The sequence below is a fragment of the Streptomyces sp. NPDC048424 genome (assembly GCF_040651555.1).
Taxonomy (GTDB): Bacteria; Actinomycetota; Actinomycetes; order Streptomycetales; family Streptomycetaceae; genus Streptomyces.
Genome location: NZ_JBEZKE010000003.1, coordinates 419,451 through 432,370 on the forward strand (window position 1 = coordinate 419,451; position 12,920 = coordinate 432,370).

11 protein-coding genes and 1 pseudogene are annotated in these 12,920 nt (G+C 71.8%); 6 read left to right on the forward strand and 6 right to left on the reverse strand.

The window, feature by feature from the left end; translation table 11 throughout:
* Positions 1 to 148 precede the first annotated feature (148 nt).
* Together AB0D29_RS06655 and AB0D29_RS06660 are read left to right on the forward strand one after the other, a co-directional pair.
* Positions 149 to 396, forward strand: a pseudogene (locus tag AB0D29_RS06655) (phosphotyrosine protein phosphatase); the annotation flags it as partial.
* A gap of 109 nt (positions 397 to 505) precedes the next feature.
* Complete coding sequence (locus tag AB0D29_RS06660; RefSeq protein ID WP_362852474.1) at positions 506 to 712, forward strand: hypothetical protein; 207 nt, start codon at positions 506 to 508, stop codon at positions 710 to 712.
* A 130-nt stretch (positions 713 to 842) separates the two neighbouring features.
* Here the strand turns inward: AB0D29_RS06660 and AB0D29_RS06665 are convergent, their stop codons facing one another.
* Positions 843 to 1,256 carry a hypothetical protein gene (locus AB0D29_RS06665; RefSeq protein WP_362852475.1) on the reverse strand — a complete coding sequence of 138 codons (414 nt, stop codon included), beginning with the start codon at positions 1,254 to 1,256 and terminating at the stop codon, positions 843 to 845.
* 443 nt (positions 1,257 to 1,699) lie between these two features.
* On the opposite strand from AB0D29_RS06665, the gene AB0D29_RS06670 reads away from it, so the two are divergent.
* Positions 1,700 to 1,957 carry a hypothetical protein gene (locus AB0D29_RS06670; RefSeq protein ID WP_362852476.1) on the forward strand — a complete coding sequence of 86 codons (258 nt, stop codon included), beginning with the start codon at positions 1,700 to 1,702 and terminating at the stop codon, positions 1,955 to 1,957.
* Positions 1,958 to 2,213: 256 nt separating this feature from the next.
* On the opposite strand, the gene dhaK is transcribed toward AB0D29_RS06670, so the two are convergent.
* The gene (gene dhaK, locus AB0D29_RS06675; protein WP_362852477.1) at positions 2,214 to 3,218 is read right to left on the reverse strand and encodes a dihydroxyacetone kinase subunit DhaK; all 1,005 of its coding nucleotides are present in this window, start codon (positions 3,216 to 3,218) and stop codon (positions 2,214 to 2,216) included.
* 380 nt (positions 3,219 to 3,598) lie between these two features.
* On the opposite strand from dhaK, the gene AB0D29_RS06680 reads away from it, so the two are divergent.
* The 3 genes from AB0D29_RS06680 to AB0D29_RS06690 all read left to right on the forward strand — a co-directional run bounded on the left by AB0D29_RS06680 (position 3,599) and on the right by AB0D29_RS06690 (position 7,891).
* Positions 3,599 to 4,447 (forward strand): MIP/aquaporin family protein, encoded by an 849-nt coding sequence (locus tag AB0D29_RS06680; protein ID WP_362852478.1) that lies wholly within the window; start codon positions 3,599 to 3,601, stop codon positions 4,445 to 4,447.
* An 84-nt stretch (positions 4,448 to 4,531) separates the two neighbouring features.
* The gene (gene glpK / locus AB0D29_RS06685) at positions 4,532 to 6,049 is read left to right on the forward strand and encodes a glycerol kinase GlpK (RefSeq protein ID WP_362852479.1); all 1,518 of its coding nucleotides are present in this window, start codon (positions 4,532 to 4,534) and stop codon (positions 6,047 to 6,049) included.
* Between the two features lie 96 nt (positions 6,050 to 6,145).
* On the forward strand, positions 6,146 to 7,891 hold the full coding sequence (locus AB0D29_RS06690; protein WP_362852480.1) for a glycerol-3-phosphate dehydrogenase/oxidase: 1,746 nt from the start codon (positions 6,146 to 6,148) through the stop codon (positions 7,889 to 7,891).
* A 69-nt stretch (positions 7,892 to 7,960) separates the two neighbouring features.
* Here AB0D29_RS06690 and AB0D29_RS06695 read toward each other — a convergent pair whose 3' ends face one another.
* From AB0D29_RS06695 to AB0D29_RS06710, 4 genes are all read right to left on the reverse strand, one after another.
* Entirely contained in the window at positions 7,961 to 8,164 is a 204-nt protein-coding gene (locus AB0D29_RS06695) for a hypothetical protein (RefSeq protein WP_362852481.1), read from the reverse strand.
* A complete protein-coding gene (locus AB0D29_RS06700) occupies positions 8,146 to 8,337 on the reverse strand; it encodes a hypothetical protein (protein ID WP_362852482.1) in 192 nt (63 codons plus the stop codon). Before AB0D29_RS06700 ends, AB0D29_RS06695 begins: the two co-directional genes overlap by 19 nt.
* Before the next feature lie 249 nt (positions 8,338 to 8,586).
* Entirely contained in the window at positions 8,587 to 9,942 is a 1,356-nt protein-coding gene (locus tag AB0D29_RS06705; protein ID WP_362852483.1) for a hypothetical protein, read from the reverse strand.
* A gap of 140 nt (positions 9,943 to 10,082) precedes the next feature.
* Positions 10,083 to 12,881 (reverse strand): S8 family serine peptidase, encoded by a 2,799-nt coding sequence (locus AB0D29_RS06710; protein ID WP_362852484.1) that lies wholly within the window; start codon positions 12,879 to 12,881, stop codon positions 10,083 to 10,085.
* Between the last annotated feature and the right edge of the window lie 39 nt (positions 12,882 to 12,920).

Genomic DNA, 12,920 nt, shown 5'->3' on the forward strand with positions numbered 1-12,920 from the left:
CAAGGGTGTCCGCGACGCAGCAGGATCAATCGGCGGGTGGTGTCAGCAGCCATGCGGCCAAGCTGCATACTCCGCAGTCGTGCGGTCACAATACGTGGGGATGGCGCGTGCCGTCCGACTCCCGGAAGCGACCCTTTCCGGGAGCAAGGCCGAAGTGGGCATCGGCCTGTCCGCCCAGACCCCGAAGGTCCTCACCGTGGAGGCCGTGCAGGCAACCACCGTCGTGATCACCATGGGCTGCGGCGACACCTGCCCCGTCTTCCCCGGTAAGAGGTACCTCGACTGGAAACTCGACGACCCCGCCGGCCAGGGCGTCGAGGCCGTGCGCCCGATCCGCGACGAGACGAGCAGCGCGTCCGCGGCCTGCTCGCCGAACTCCTGCACGCGCAGGCCTGAGGCCGCCGCCGCTCGCCGCCCCAACGGCCCTGCCAGGGGCGCGGCCCTGGGCCCGCCGTTCTTTCTCAACAGGTCGTACAGTTCCGCGCCCGGGCACCCGTGGGAGGGCGTGCGCTTCTCCGCGACGCGGGGGAGCCGCGACATCCTGGACACCACCCTCGTCCACCCCGCTCTGGTCGCCGAGGTCGGCGCCGATCGCGCCATCGACCGCGGCGGCGTCTACCGCCACCCGCTCCGGTTTCAGCGGCTGCGCCTGGACGTCGGGCTCGAGGACGTACCCCGGTTCGGCGAGGGCCCGGTCGCGGCCGCCGGGTGAGCGGCCGCGGAGCCGGTTGGGGCTGGCGGCTGGACAGCCCCTGGCCTTCGTTTTCGATGCGGGGTACGGGCCGCGGGCCGGCACTGCGCGGGGGAACCTGCGGTGCCCGTCCGCAGTCCTGGGGAGGGGGTTAGGGGACGACGATGGAGAAGGAGGCGTCTTCGTAGACGCCGGGCTTGCCGGTGATGACGAGGAAGGTGTCGGTGCGGGTCCCGCACGAGGGGTGCGGCCACATCGAGATCCGGATGTCGTATTCGAAGCTGATGTACTGCAGGGTGGCGGTGGGGACGAGCTTGCGGATGTCGAGGTCCTTGTCCTCCAGCTCGACGCAGTAGTGGCCCGCCGCGGGCTTGGTGACGGCTTCGATGCCCTTGGACCGGTTGACGCTGCCGTTGGCGTTGACCACGGCCGCGGCCTGCGCGTAGGGGGCGGTCACCTTCGCGGAGCCCGGGGGTGCGGCCACCGCTGTTCCCGCCCAGCTTCCGCCGGCGAGGAGTCCGAGGGCGACGCTGGTCCACACGGCTGCGCGGGTCTTCTTGCTCATGGGCATGTGCAGTTCTTCCCCTCTGTGGTGGTGCCGGCGGCCTCCCCGGGCCGTCGGCACAACGAAGCTAGGGGCGCCGCCACGGCCTTCATGGTCCTCACGCGGTGAAACCACCGGTTGAGGGGGCGCGGGAGGTGCTCGTGCCGGACCGAGGCGCGCCTTCGGCGCTTGGGGTGGGGGCTTCCACGGGCGGGGTGTGCTCCGGAGGCGGGGACGGGCGGCGGGTGTGCAGTGGCGTTTCGCCGGTGAATCGGGCGCTCCGGGAGGGTGAACCCGCCTCTGCAGGGCTGTCCTTGGCCGCGTTGCAGCGGATACGACCGGCACATGATGATCATGATGCGGTCCGCTGTCGCGCTGCCGCTCTTGCCCTGACCCTGTCTCTGCCCGCTGCCGCGCACGCGGCCGAACAACCCGCCGTGCCGGCCGCGGCCGCTGTGCCGCAGGTGTTGCCGATCGGGGTCGCGGTCTCCGCGCTCACGCGCGCCACCGGGGACCGGACCGGGTACCAGCGCTCCAGCTTCCGGCACTGGAACACCGGCGCGAACCCCTCCGACGGCTGCAACACCCGCGCCGAGGTCTTGATCGCGGAGGCGGTCCAGGCGCCGGAGGTCGGTCCGGGCTGCACCCTGACCGGGGGACTGCGGTGGAGCTACAGCTCGCTGCCCTGTGCGGGATCCTCGACTGTTCCCCAGCTGACCTGATCGAGGTAAAGGCAGTCCACCGGCAGACGGCGAAACCAGTGGCCTCCGGTGAAGCCGTGGACCGAGCCGTTGCTCCGCCCTCGCGCAGCGTCCGGGTACGGAGCCCGGCGGGCCTGTGAGCGGCCGCCCGGTCCCGGCGGCGGCGGGGGAGGGTCGCGGGCGCGGTGGACGCGGTCCAGCTCTCGAAGAAGTCCGCGTCACGTACCGGGTCTCGTCCGCCCGCCGCCCACGCCGTCGGGCCCGGGCCGGTCCGCGATCAGCGGCCCCAGCGCAGGGCCGCCGTCTGCACGGGCGCGTCCCACAGCCGGAGCAGTTCCTCGTCGGCCCGGCACAGCGTCACCGAGCACCCGGGCATGTCCAGCGAGGTGACGTAGTTGCCCACCAGTGTCCGGGCCACCGGCACACCCCTCGCCTCCAGGACCCGCGCCACCTCGGCGTGGAACCCGTACAGCTCCAGCAGCGGCGTCGCGCCCATCCCGTTGACCAGGGCCAGGACCGGACCGTCGGCGGGGGCCACCGCGGCCATGTCCTCCAGTACGGCCCCCACCGAGAACTCCGCGATCTCCCGCGCCGTCATCATGGCGCGGCGCTCCCGGCCGGGCTCGCCGTGGATGCCGATCCCCAGCTCCAACTCGCCGTCCGGCAGGTCGAAGGTGGGCGTGCCCTTGGCGGGTGTGGTGCAGGCGCCCAGTGCCACGCCGAAGCTGCGCGAGGCCTCGTTGACCTGCCGCGCGAGCGCGGCGACCCGCTCCAGCGGGGCGCCCTCCTCCGCCGCGGCCCCGGCGATCTTCTCGACGAAGAGCGTGGCCCCCGTGCCGCGCCGCCCGGCCGTGTACAGGCTGTCGGTCACGGCGACGTCGTCGTTGACCAGGACGCTCTCGATCTGGATCCCGTCCTCCTCGGCGAGCTCGGCGGCCATGTCGAAGTTGAGGACGTCCCCGGTGTAGTTCTTGACGACGAACAGCACACCCTGCCCGGAGGCGACGGCCTTGGCCGCCCGCAGCATCTGGTCGGGCACGGGGGAGGTGAACACCTCGCCCGGGCAGGCGGCGGACAGCATCCCGTACCCGACGAATCCGGCGTGCAGGGGTTCGTGCCCGGAGCCTCCGCCGGACACCAGGCCGACCCGCCCGCCCTCGCGCGCGTCACGCCGTACGACGACCCGCCCCTCCACGTCCACGTCCAGGTCGGGATGGGCGGCGGCCAGCCCGCGCAGGGCGTCGGCGACCACGGTCTGCGGACTGTTGATCAGCATGTTCATCGGGTGCCTCCCGGATACGACAGGCGGACGAGTGGCCAAGCGCCCCCGTGGCCCGGACGGGCCCCACGGCCCCGGACGGCCCTACGACCCCGGATGGCCCTACGACCCCGTACGGTCCCGCGGCCCCGGACGGGCGGGCGCGTGCGGTGAGCGCACGCCCTGCACCGCGCACGCCCCACCCCCAGTGTGCCGTCCTTCCGGGCAGGGCACATCCGCCAGGACTTCCGTTCCCGGCCCCGGAAGAGTTACGAGCTGCGGTCAGCGGGAAAGATCCCAATACTGGACCGGCGGCCCGTCGAGCGCGGGCGCACCGTGCAACGTACCTTCAGAGGACTCGGGGCAGTCGAAGTCGGCCGTCGTGCCGGCGGGAAGCGGAACCCATGACTGAGCGCCTCAAGGGACATGGTCTGGTCGGCGAGCTCTCCGCCGAATTCGCCGGCACCATGATCCTCATTCTCTTCGGTTGTGGCGTGGTGGCCCAGGTGGTCGCCGGCGGGGCCTTGACGGACCCCGCGGGCGGCCTCGGAAACCACGACAGCATCGCCTGGGCCTGGGGTCTCGCCGTGACCCTGGGCGTCTACGTCGCGGCACGACTCAGCGGTGCCCACCTCAATCCGGCGGTCACCCTCGCACTGGCGGCCTTCAAGGGCTTCCCGTGGCGCAGGGTGGCTCCCTACATGGTGGCCCAGGTGGCCGGCGCCTTCGTCGCGGCCCTCATCATCCGGTGGAACTACTCCGAGGCACTGGCCAAGGCCGACCCCGGTCACACCATCAAGACGCAGGGCGTCTTCTCCACGCTCCCGGCCAACGGCAACCCCAACCTGCCGGTCACCGAATGGGGCGCCCTGCGGGACCAGATCATCGGCACGGCGCTCCTGCTCCTGCTGATCCTCGCGGTCACCGACCTGCTGGGCACGCCCCCCGGCGCCAACCTGGCCCCGTTCATCGTCGGCCTGATCGTCGTGGCCATCGGCATGGCCTTCGGCACCAACGCCGGATACGCGATCAACCCCGCCCGTGACTTCGGACCCCGCCTGGCGAGCTTCCTCACCGGCTACGGCGGGGCGTGGCGTGATCAGTACGGGCACTTCTACTTCTGGGTGCCCATCATCGGCCCGTTCATCGGTGGCCTGCTGGGCGCGGTCATCTACAAGACCTTCATCGGCAGGTACCTGCCCACCGCCGAACCGGAGCCCGCGGGACGGGTCCCCGCCCCGGACGAGAGCTGACCGGACCGCCGGGGCGGGCCGGAGACGGCCCGCCCCCGCACCACAGCCCGTACGGGCCCCAATCGCCTAGAGAGGCGGCACGCCATGGCTGACTTCGTCGGCGCGGTGGACCAGGGGACCACCAGCACCCGATTCATGATCTTCGACCACGCAGGCAACGAGGTGGCGAGGCACCAGTTGGAACACTCCCAGATCCTGCCCCGCTCGGGCTGGGTCGAGCACGACCCCGTGGAGATCTGGGAACGCACGAACTCGGTGATGCAGAACGCGCTCCGGCACGGCAACCTGTCCGCCGCCGACCTGGCGGCCATCGGCATCACCAACCAGCGCGAGACGACGGTCGTATGGGACCCGCGCACCGGTCGCCCCTACTACAACGCCATCGTCTGGCAGGACACCCGCACCGACTCCATCGCGGCGGCGCTGGAGCGCTCGGGCCAGGGCGACGTCATCCGCCGCAAGGCGGGCCTCCCACCGGCCACCTACTTCTCCGGCGGCAAGATCCAGTGGATCCTGGAGAACGTCGACGGGGTGCGCGAGGCGGCCGAACAGGGCCACGCCCTCTTCGGCAACACCGACTGCTGGGTGCTGTGGAACCTCACCGGCGGACCCGACGGCGGCGTCCACGCCACCGACGTGACCAACGCCAGCCGCACCATGCTCATGGACCTGGAGACCCTCGACTGGGACGACGAACTCCTCGGGTTCTTCGGCGTTCCCCGGTCCATGCTCCCCACCATCAACCCGTCCTCCCACCCGGAGGCGTTCGGACGGACCCGTACCTCCCGTCCGCTGCGCGAGGCCATCCCCATCACCGGAGTCCTCGGCGACCAGCAGGCGGCCACCGTCGGGCAGGTCTGTTACGCACCCGGCGAAGCCAAGAACACCTACGGCACCGGCAACTTCCTGGTGCTCAACACCGGCACCGAACTGGTCCGTTCCCAACACGGCCTCCTCACCACCGTGGCCTACCAGTTCGGGGACAGCCCGGCCGTCTACGCACTGGAGGGATCCATCGCCGTCACCGGCTCGGCGATCCAGTGGCTGCGGGACCAACTCAAGATCATCAAGGATGCGTCCGAGAGCGAACGCCTCGCCCGCACCGTCGAGGACAGCGGAGGCATCTACTTCGTACCCGCCTTCTCCGGCCTCTTCGCACCGTACTGGCGCTCCGACGCCCGCGGCGCGATCGTCGGGCTCGCCCGCTACCACGACAGCGGCCACCTGGCACGGGCCGCCCTGGAAGCCATCTGCTACCAGAGCCGCGACGTGGTGGACGCCATGGAACGGGACTCGGGCGTCCACCTCGACGTCCTCAAGGTGGACGGCGGCGTGACCGCCAACGACCTGTGCATGCAGATCCAGGCCGACGTCCTCGGCGTACCGGTCAGCCGCCCCGTCGTCGCCGAGACGACCGCGCTCGGCGCCGCGTACGCCGCCGGACTGGCCACCGGCTTCTGGCGCGACACGGACGAACTGCGCACGCACTGGCAGGAGTCCAAGCGCTGGCAGCCCGAATGGTCCGAAGAACAGCGCGAGGAGGGATACGCGGGCTGGAAGAAGGCGGTGGAGCGCACGCTCGACTGGGCCACGGTCGAATAGTCCAGCACGAGCAGTTCAGCACGAGCGGTGCGGCCGGCGGCGTCGGCCGCACCGCATCGGGCCGTCCCCTGCGGCCCGCGGCACGAGGAGGAGACCATGGCGACCACGGCGACCACAGGGGGTACGGGGGGTACGGCGGCCCTGTCGCCCGGAGCGCGGGCGCGGGCCCTCGTGGCCATGGGAGAGGACGAACTCGACGTCCTGGTCGTCGGAGGCGGCGTCGTGGGCGGCGGAGCGGCCCTGGACGCCGCGACCCGGGGACTGGCCGTCGGCATCGTCGAAGCCCGCGACTGGGCCTCCGGCACGTCCAGCCGCTCCAGCAAGCTCATCCACGGAGGCCTGCGCTACCTGGAGATGCTCGACTTCCGCCTCGTCGCCGAAGCCCTCGGCGAACGCGGACTCCTCCTGCGCTACCTCGCCCCGCACCTGGTCCGCCCGGTGCCGTTCCTCTACCCCCTCACGCACCGGATCTGGGAGCGGCCGTACGTCGGCGCGGGCGTGCTGATGTACGACGCCATGGCCGCCGCCTCCGGCACCACCGGAGGCCTGCCCCACCACCGCCACCTGCTGAAACGGCAGGCCCTGCGCGAAGCGCCCGCACTGCGCTCCGACGCCCTCGTCGGCGCCGTCCAGTACTGGGACGCCCAGGTCGACGACGCCCGCCACACCATGTCCCTCGTTCGTACCGCAGTCTCCTACGGAGCCCTGGCGGCCAACCGAACCCGCGTCGACCGCTTCCTGCGCCAGGGCGAACGCGTCGTCGGCGCCGTCGTCACCGACCTGGAGACCGGCGATGAGACCGAGGTCCGCGCCCGCCAGGTCATCAACGCCACCGGTGTGTGGACCGACGAGACGCAGGCGATGGCCGGCACCCGGGGACAGTTCCACGTCCGCGCCTCCAAGGGCGTCCACCTGCTGGTTCCCCGCGACCGGATCAACTCCCGCACGGGGCTGATCCTGCGCACCGAGAAGAGCGTCCTGTTCGTGATCCCCTGGGGACGGCACTGGATCATCGGGACCACCGACACCGACTGGACCCTCGACAAGGCGCACCCGGCCCTCAGCTCGGAGGACGTCGCCTACCTCCTGGAACACGTCAACGCGGTGCTGACCACGCCCCTCGCCCCCGAGGACGTCGAGGGGGTCTACGCGGGCCTGCGCCCGCTCCTGTCGGGGGAGGCCGCCGAGACCAGCAAACTCTCCCGGGAACACCTCGTCGCCCACCCGGTCCCCGGGCTGGTCGTGGTGGCCGGCGGCAAGTACACCACCTACCGGGTGATGGCCAAGGACGCGGTCGACGAGGCGGCCCGGGGCCTGGACGAGAAGGTCCCGGAGTGCGCCACGGAACGCGTCCCGCTGGTCGGCGCCGACGGTTACTCCGCCCTCTGGAACTCCCGGCACCGGCTGGCCGCGGACTCCGGACTGCACGTCGCCCGGATCGAGCACCTGCTGAACCGGTACGGCTCCCTGATCCACGAACTGCTCGCCCTGGTCGCGGACGATGCCTCGCTCGGAGAACCCCTCCCGAGCTCCGACGACTACCTCCGGGTCGAAGCCGTCTACGCGGTCACCCACGAGGGGGCCCGGCACCTCGAGGACGTCCTCGCCCGACGCACGCGGATCTCCATCGAGTCCTGGGACCGCGGGGTCGACGCGGCGCGGACCGTCGCCGAACTGATGGCGCCCCACCTGGGCTGGGACCGGGCACACCAGGACCGCGAGGTCGACCACTACGAGAAGCGCGTGGCCGCCGAACGCGAGGCCCAGCTCCAGCCGGACGACCGCACCGCCGACGCGGTGCGCCTGGGAGCCCCCGACATCGTCCCGGTGGGCGGCCCCTGACCCCGCCACCGGACACGGGAAGAGGAGGTCCCGGGACCGCGGCCCCGGGACCTCGTGTCGACCTGATGGTCACTGCCGGGCCATGTGCATGCGCATCTCGCTGTCCGCGTCGGTGATGAGTTCGCCCGACAGGTCGATGGTCACGGTGTGGAGTGCGCCGGTGAACCGGAAGGGTGGCCGGTAGTCGGGGGTCACCGGCTGGCCGGGGTTGGCGCCGCAGGTCATCCCGCCGGGGTTGAACATGACGGGGGTGGTCACCGGGAACTCGGCCACCGCGACACCGTGTACAGGGCCCGCGAGACGTAGTTGTGGACGTACGTCAGCCTGCCGTCCTTGATGTAGAAGCTCCAGCCGCCGGCCATCGAACCCTGGCTCATGAGCACGCCTTCGGCGCCGTCGGCGGGGATCTCCACATCGGCGGTGATGCTGTGCGGACGGTTGAGCACCCTGGGGGCGACGGAGGGCGGCAGCGACTGGGTGCCGGGCCGGAACGTAGCTGGTCCGTGCCTTGCCGATCTGCGGACGTTCCGTCGACATCCGCGCCAGTGCGCTTCCGTCGATCGGGAGCACCCCGTACTTGCCGGCCTCCACGTACCACAGGGAAATCAGCTCACGGGGACCGCTGAGACCCGGCGACCCCCGCCGGCCGGCCGGCCCGTCGGCGTGGGCCGCGGCGGCCGGCTCTTCCCTCCCTGTCACCGGGGTGGCGGCTCGTGCCCTCCTGCCTGCGCCGTGCTTCGGCCGGCCCCGTTCCCCGCGAGGAATTCCGCCACGGCCAGTGCGAAGAGGAGCACGAGTGCGATGCCGAGGATGACCCAGCCGGTCGGGTAGCTCCACAGGAAGACGGTCAGCACCGCCGCGGCGACCAGGATCCAGGTGATCCAGCCGCGGTGGCGGCGGACGAACGGGCCCACCGGGCCGGTCCGCATGCCCGCGTGGTCCGCCGTGGAACGCAGGGCCCCGATGCCCGAGTGCCACATCTGCTGTACGAAGGTCGCCGAGCGGCCGCGGCCGGTCAGCCAGGCGGCCAGCGCGACGACCACGCCGAGCACCACGGCCATCCGGACCGTCGTACGGAGGAAGTGCGTCATCGCGTCGTAGATGCTTCCGGCGGCGGGCTGCGAGACGGTGTCCGGCAGCGCGTTCAGGTACACGACGCGGAAGACGGTCAGAGCGACGCCGAGCATGAGCGTGGCGAAGGCGAAGGCGAGTGCGGCGGCCACGAGAACGCGGCGGCGGTGGCGCGAGAGGAGCACGCCGGCGGCGATCAGGAGCACCGAGAGCACCGGAAGCCAGTTGCCGGCGATCTGCAGGAGGCGGAAGTAGGTCTTGACCTTCCCGATGTTGTCCGCCTGCAGGACGGTGAAGTCGGTGTGCACCTCGGGGATCTTCGCGGCCACGGTCATTCCTTCGTCGACGAGGCGCTGTTTCACCTGGTCGACGACCGGGCCGAGGTCGACGGTGACCGAGTCGTTGTTGATCTTCACGGCGCCTCCGCCGCTGCCCGTGAGGGCCTTGTCCACCGCGGTGTGGATGCGGCGGTTGGCCTCGGTCCAGATCCGCTCGAAGGTGTCGGAGGCGATGACGTCCTCCGCCTTGTCGTGGACGAAGCTGCGGACGGCGCCTTCGAGCGAGTTGCCGAGCTTGCCGAGCGCCTTCTCCAGGCGCGGCCGGTCGTCCGGCGCCACGCCTTCCAGCAGGGCCGGGAGGTCGATGTGTTCCATCACCGCGTTGGTGACCCGGTTGGCCGCTGCCGCCTGGATGTCCGGGTCGGACGCGAGCGGGGCGACCGTCTGTACGTAGCGGTCCGTGTCGCCGACCTCGCTCGACGCCCACGCCGCGACGGCTGCGAGCGGGGCGAGGACACAGCCGATGACGATGAGCAGGGCGGCGAAGAACGACCGCCACCGGTGCCGGGGCTCCCGGGCGGCCTTGTCGGCCTCCAGGGCCGCCACCCGGGAGCGCAGCTGTCGGAGTTCCGAGCGTTCCGCGTCCGTGCCCGGCTCGCGTGCGGGTTCCCCGCCGGGGGCGGTGGCACCTTCGTCCGTCATGACGCGTCCTCTCCTGCCCATAGGGGTTCACCTTGCAGCGGACCGCACGGAGCGGGCGGACGCGAGCGTTGCGCGTCCGAGCGGGTGAACGGGGCAGGCGACGGGAAGGCCCACCGGCGGTGGACCTTCCCGTCACAGGACTAGCGAGCGGAGTAACCGAAGGCCACACCGTTGGCCGGCAGGCCGCCCGAGCCGGGCTTGTACGTGGTCACGGGAGCGATCTTCCCGCCCTGGGTGACGTTGGACATCGGCAGCGCGTACAGCGCACCGGCCGCGTTCGGGCCGAAGGGCATCCCCACGTACAGGCTGGTCGCGGTGAAGTGGATGTTCTTGCCGAGCTGCTGGTTGGTCCCGGGAGTCCCGGGGATCCCGTCGCCGTCGCCCGCCTCGATCCAGCGGTCGTTCGGTCCGGCCGAGCCGGCCATGGAGAACGTGTGGATCGCGCCCGCCTTGGTCGCGGTTCCCAGCGCCTCGCCGGGCGTGCCGACCGCGAGCCGCATGGAGGCCACGGTGCTCACCGAGCCCGGGGCGGTGTTGACGGCGGTCAGCGTCTCGCCCATGCGGTCACCGGTCTCGGAGGTTCCGGAGACGTCGTCGTCCGCGGTGCCCTGCTTGAGCTCGCGCAGGTAGCTCCAGCTCCCGTCGGCCTTGATCCGGATCAGCACCACGCGGCCCGCGTTGAGCCGGTTCTCGGTGCCCACGACCACGCCCTCACCGGGCGAACCGATCGCGAGGATCGATTCGGTCGGGGCCGGGGAGCCCGTGGGCCGGAACGGTGCGATGGCCACCGCGTAGCCGAACTGGTCGCCCGCCTCGGCGTCACCGGAGATGGCGGCGCTGTCCTGGTCGAGGCCGGCCAGCGGGGCCGGGCGTCCGTCGGCGTCGAACGCGTTGGCGTCGAAGATGACGACACCGCCCGCCTTCGCCTTGGTGCCGATCGCCTCGTTGGGGGAGGCGATGGCGATGTAGTTGGCGTCCGCGGTCAGGGCGAGGCCGAAGTTGTCGTCCTTCTCGGGGTCACCGGGGACCCCGGGCTTCTCCTGGCTGATCGTCAGGCTGGTGTTGCCGTACACGTAGAAGGCGGTGCCCGCGCCGGTGAGCGTGCCGATGGCCTCGCCGGGCGAGCCGATCAGCAGGTACGGCCGGCCGGCGTCGTTGACGGCCGCCGCGAGCGACTGCCCCATCCGGTCGCCCGCCTCGGCCGTCGACGCGGCGATCGCGCCGGTGCCCGCGCCCTGCTCGAAGTGCGTGGCCTTGAGGGTGCCCGCGCCCAGGCCGCCTGCGGAGCCGTACAGGATGTCGACGAAGCCCGCGTTCGAGGCCGTACCGACGTCCTCGCTCGGAGTGCCGACCACCAGGTCGGTGAAGCCGTCCTTGTTCCAGTCGATGGTGGCGAGGCTCTCGCCGAAGTAGTCGTCCTTCTCGGATCCGCCCGGCACCCAGTCCAGGTCCTGGCTGAGCTCCGCGGTGCCCTTGCCGGCGCCGTACACGACCCGGATCAGCCCGGCGTTGGCGTTCGTGCCGACGGTGGCCTGGGTGTCGGAGATCGCGATGTCCTCGGCGCCGTCACCGTTGAAGTCGGTCAGGCCGACAGGCTTGGGGGTGTTGCCTCCGCCGCCGAGGGCCGCGCCGAGGTCGATCCGGGACGTGGTGGCACCCGTGTAGATGACGGGCCGGCCGCTGTTCTGCAGCAGGGCCGTGAGGTCCGCGACGCTCTTGGCGGGGTAGGCCTGCTTGAGCACGGCGAAGGCGCCGGCCACGTGCGGGGTCGCCATCGACGTGCCGCTCTTGGAGGCGTAGTTGCCTCCGGGCACCGAGGAGACGATGCTCGTCCCCGGGGCGAAGAGGTCGAGCAGCGGGCCCCGATTGGTGAAGCCGGACAGCTCGTCGTCGTCGGTGGTGGAGCCGACCGTGACGGCGGAGGAGATGCAGCCGGGGACGCTCACCGCGTCGGCATAGCCGTTGTTGCCGGCCGCGATCACGGTGGCGACGCCGGCCGCGAGCAGGTTGTCGACGGCGGCCTTGCGCGGGTCGGCGTCACAGGCGGCCGTGTAGTGGCCGCCGCCCAGGCTCAGGTTCGCCGCGATGACCGGCGTCCCCGCCTGCTTGATCTTCAACACCTTTTCCAGCCCGGCCAGTTGGGCGCTGGGGAAGCTGGCGACACAGGGCACTTCGCCGGCGCAGGAATCGGCCGTGTTGAACTGCGAGAAGACCTGGATCGCGATGATGTCGGCGCCGGGGGCGACACCCGTCTTCGGGGCCCCGGTGGCGCCCGTGCCCTTGCCGGCGGCGATGCCGGCCACATGGGTCCCGTGGTCGCAGGCGGTCAGGGTCGCGCACGGCCCGGAGTCGGTGTCGGCGGATCCGGGACCCTCCTGCTCGGCGGCACCGTCCGGGCAGAGGCTGGTGGCGCCCAGATCCGGATCGATCGGCGAGAAGCAGGCCTCGGCCTTGACCCGGCCCTTCAGGAACGGGTGCTGGGTGGCGACACCGGTGTCCAGAACGGCGATCGCGGTGCCCGCACCGGTCTTCCCCGACTTGGCCGCCGCGTCACCGCCGATGAGCGGGACGCTCTCGTCCAGGTTCGCCGGCTCCGGCTTGTCCTCGGTGACGGAGACCACGCCCGGCTGGGCGGCGAGCCGGTCCAGGCCCGTCTTGTCCACCTTGAGCGTGACCACCGGCAGCGACTCGAAGTCCTGCTTCGTCTCGCCCGCGGCGGCCGCCTCGGGGAGGTCCGTACGGCTCTTGGTGAGCACGTTGACGCGGATGGTGCCGGTGTCGGCGGCGCGCGCGTACAACGGCGGGTCGACGACCCCGCCCGGCAGCGCGGCCTTGACGGCGTCGGGGACGCTCGTCGGCGCGGCGGCCCGGGCCGGTATCGCGCCGAGGGTCGTGGTCATCGCGACGGCGACGACCGTGGCCCAGATCTTCTTCTTCATGGTGCCTCGGGGAGCAGGGGGCCTGGCGCGGCCCGTGGA

What these genes read in the sequence shown, in the direction of transcription:
- dhaK (WP_362852477.1), bottom strand. Translation starts at nt 3,218, where the DNA reads ATGAACATGCTGATCAACAGTCCGCAGACCGTGGTCGCCGACGCCCTG.
- AB0D29_RS06710 (WP_362852484.1), bottom strand. Translation starts at nt 12,881, where the DNA reads ATGAAGAAGAAGATCTGGGCCACGGTCGTCGCCGTCGCGATGACCACG.
- AB0D29_RS06690 (WP_362852480.1), top strand. Translation starts at nt 6,146, where the DNA reads ATGGCGACCACGGCGACCACAGGGGGTACGGGGGGTACGGCGGCCCTG.
- AB0D29_RS06680 (WP_362852478.1), top strand. Translation starts at nt 3,599, where the DNA reads ATGACTGAGCGCCTCAAGGGACATGGTCTGGTCGGCGAGCTCTCCGCC.
- AB0D29_RS06665 (WP_362852475.1), bottom strand. Translation starts at nt 1,256, where the DNA reads ATGAGCAAGAAGACCCGCGCAGCCGTGTGGACCAGCGTCGCCCTCGGA.
- AB0D29_RS06705 (WP_362852483.1), bottom strand. Translation starts at nt 9,942, where the DNA reads ATGACGGACGAAGGTGCCACCGCCCCCGGCGGGGAACCCGCACGCGAG.
- glpK (WP_362852479.1), top strand. Translation starts at nt 4,532, where the DNA reads ATGGCTGACTTCGTCGGCGCGGTGGACCAGGGGACCACCAGCACCCGA.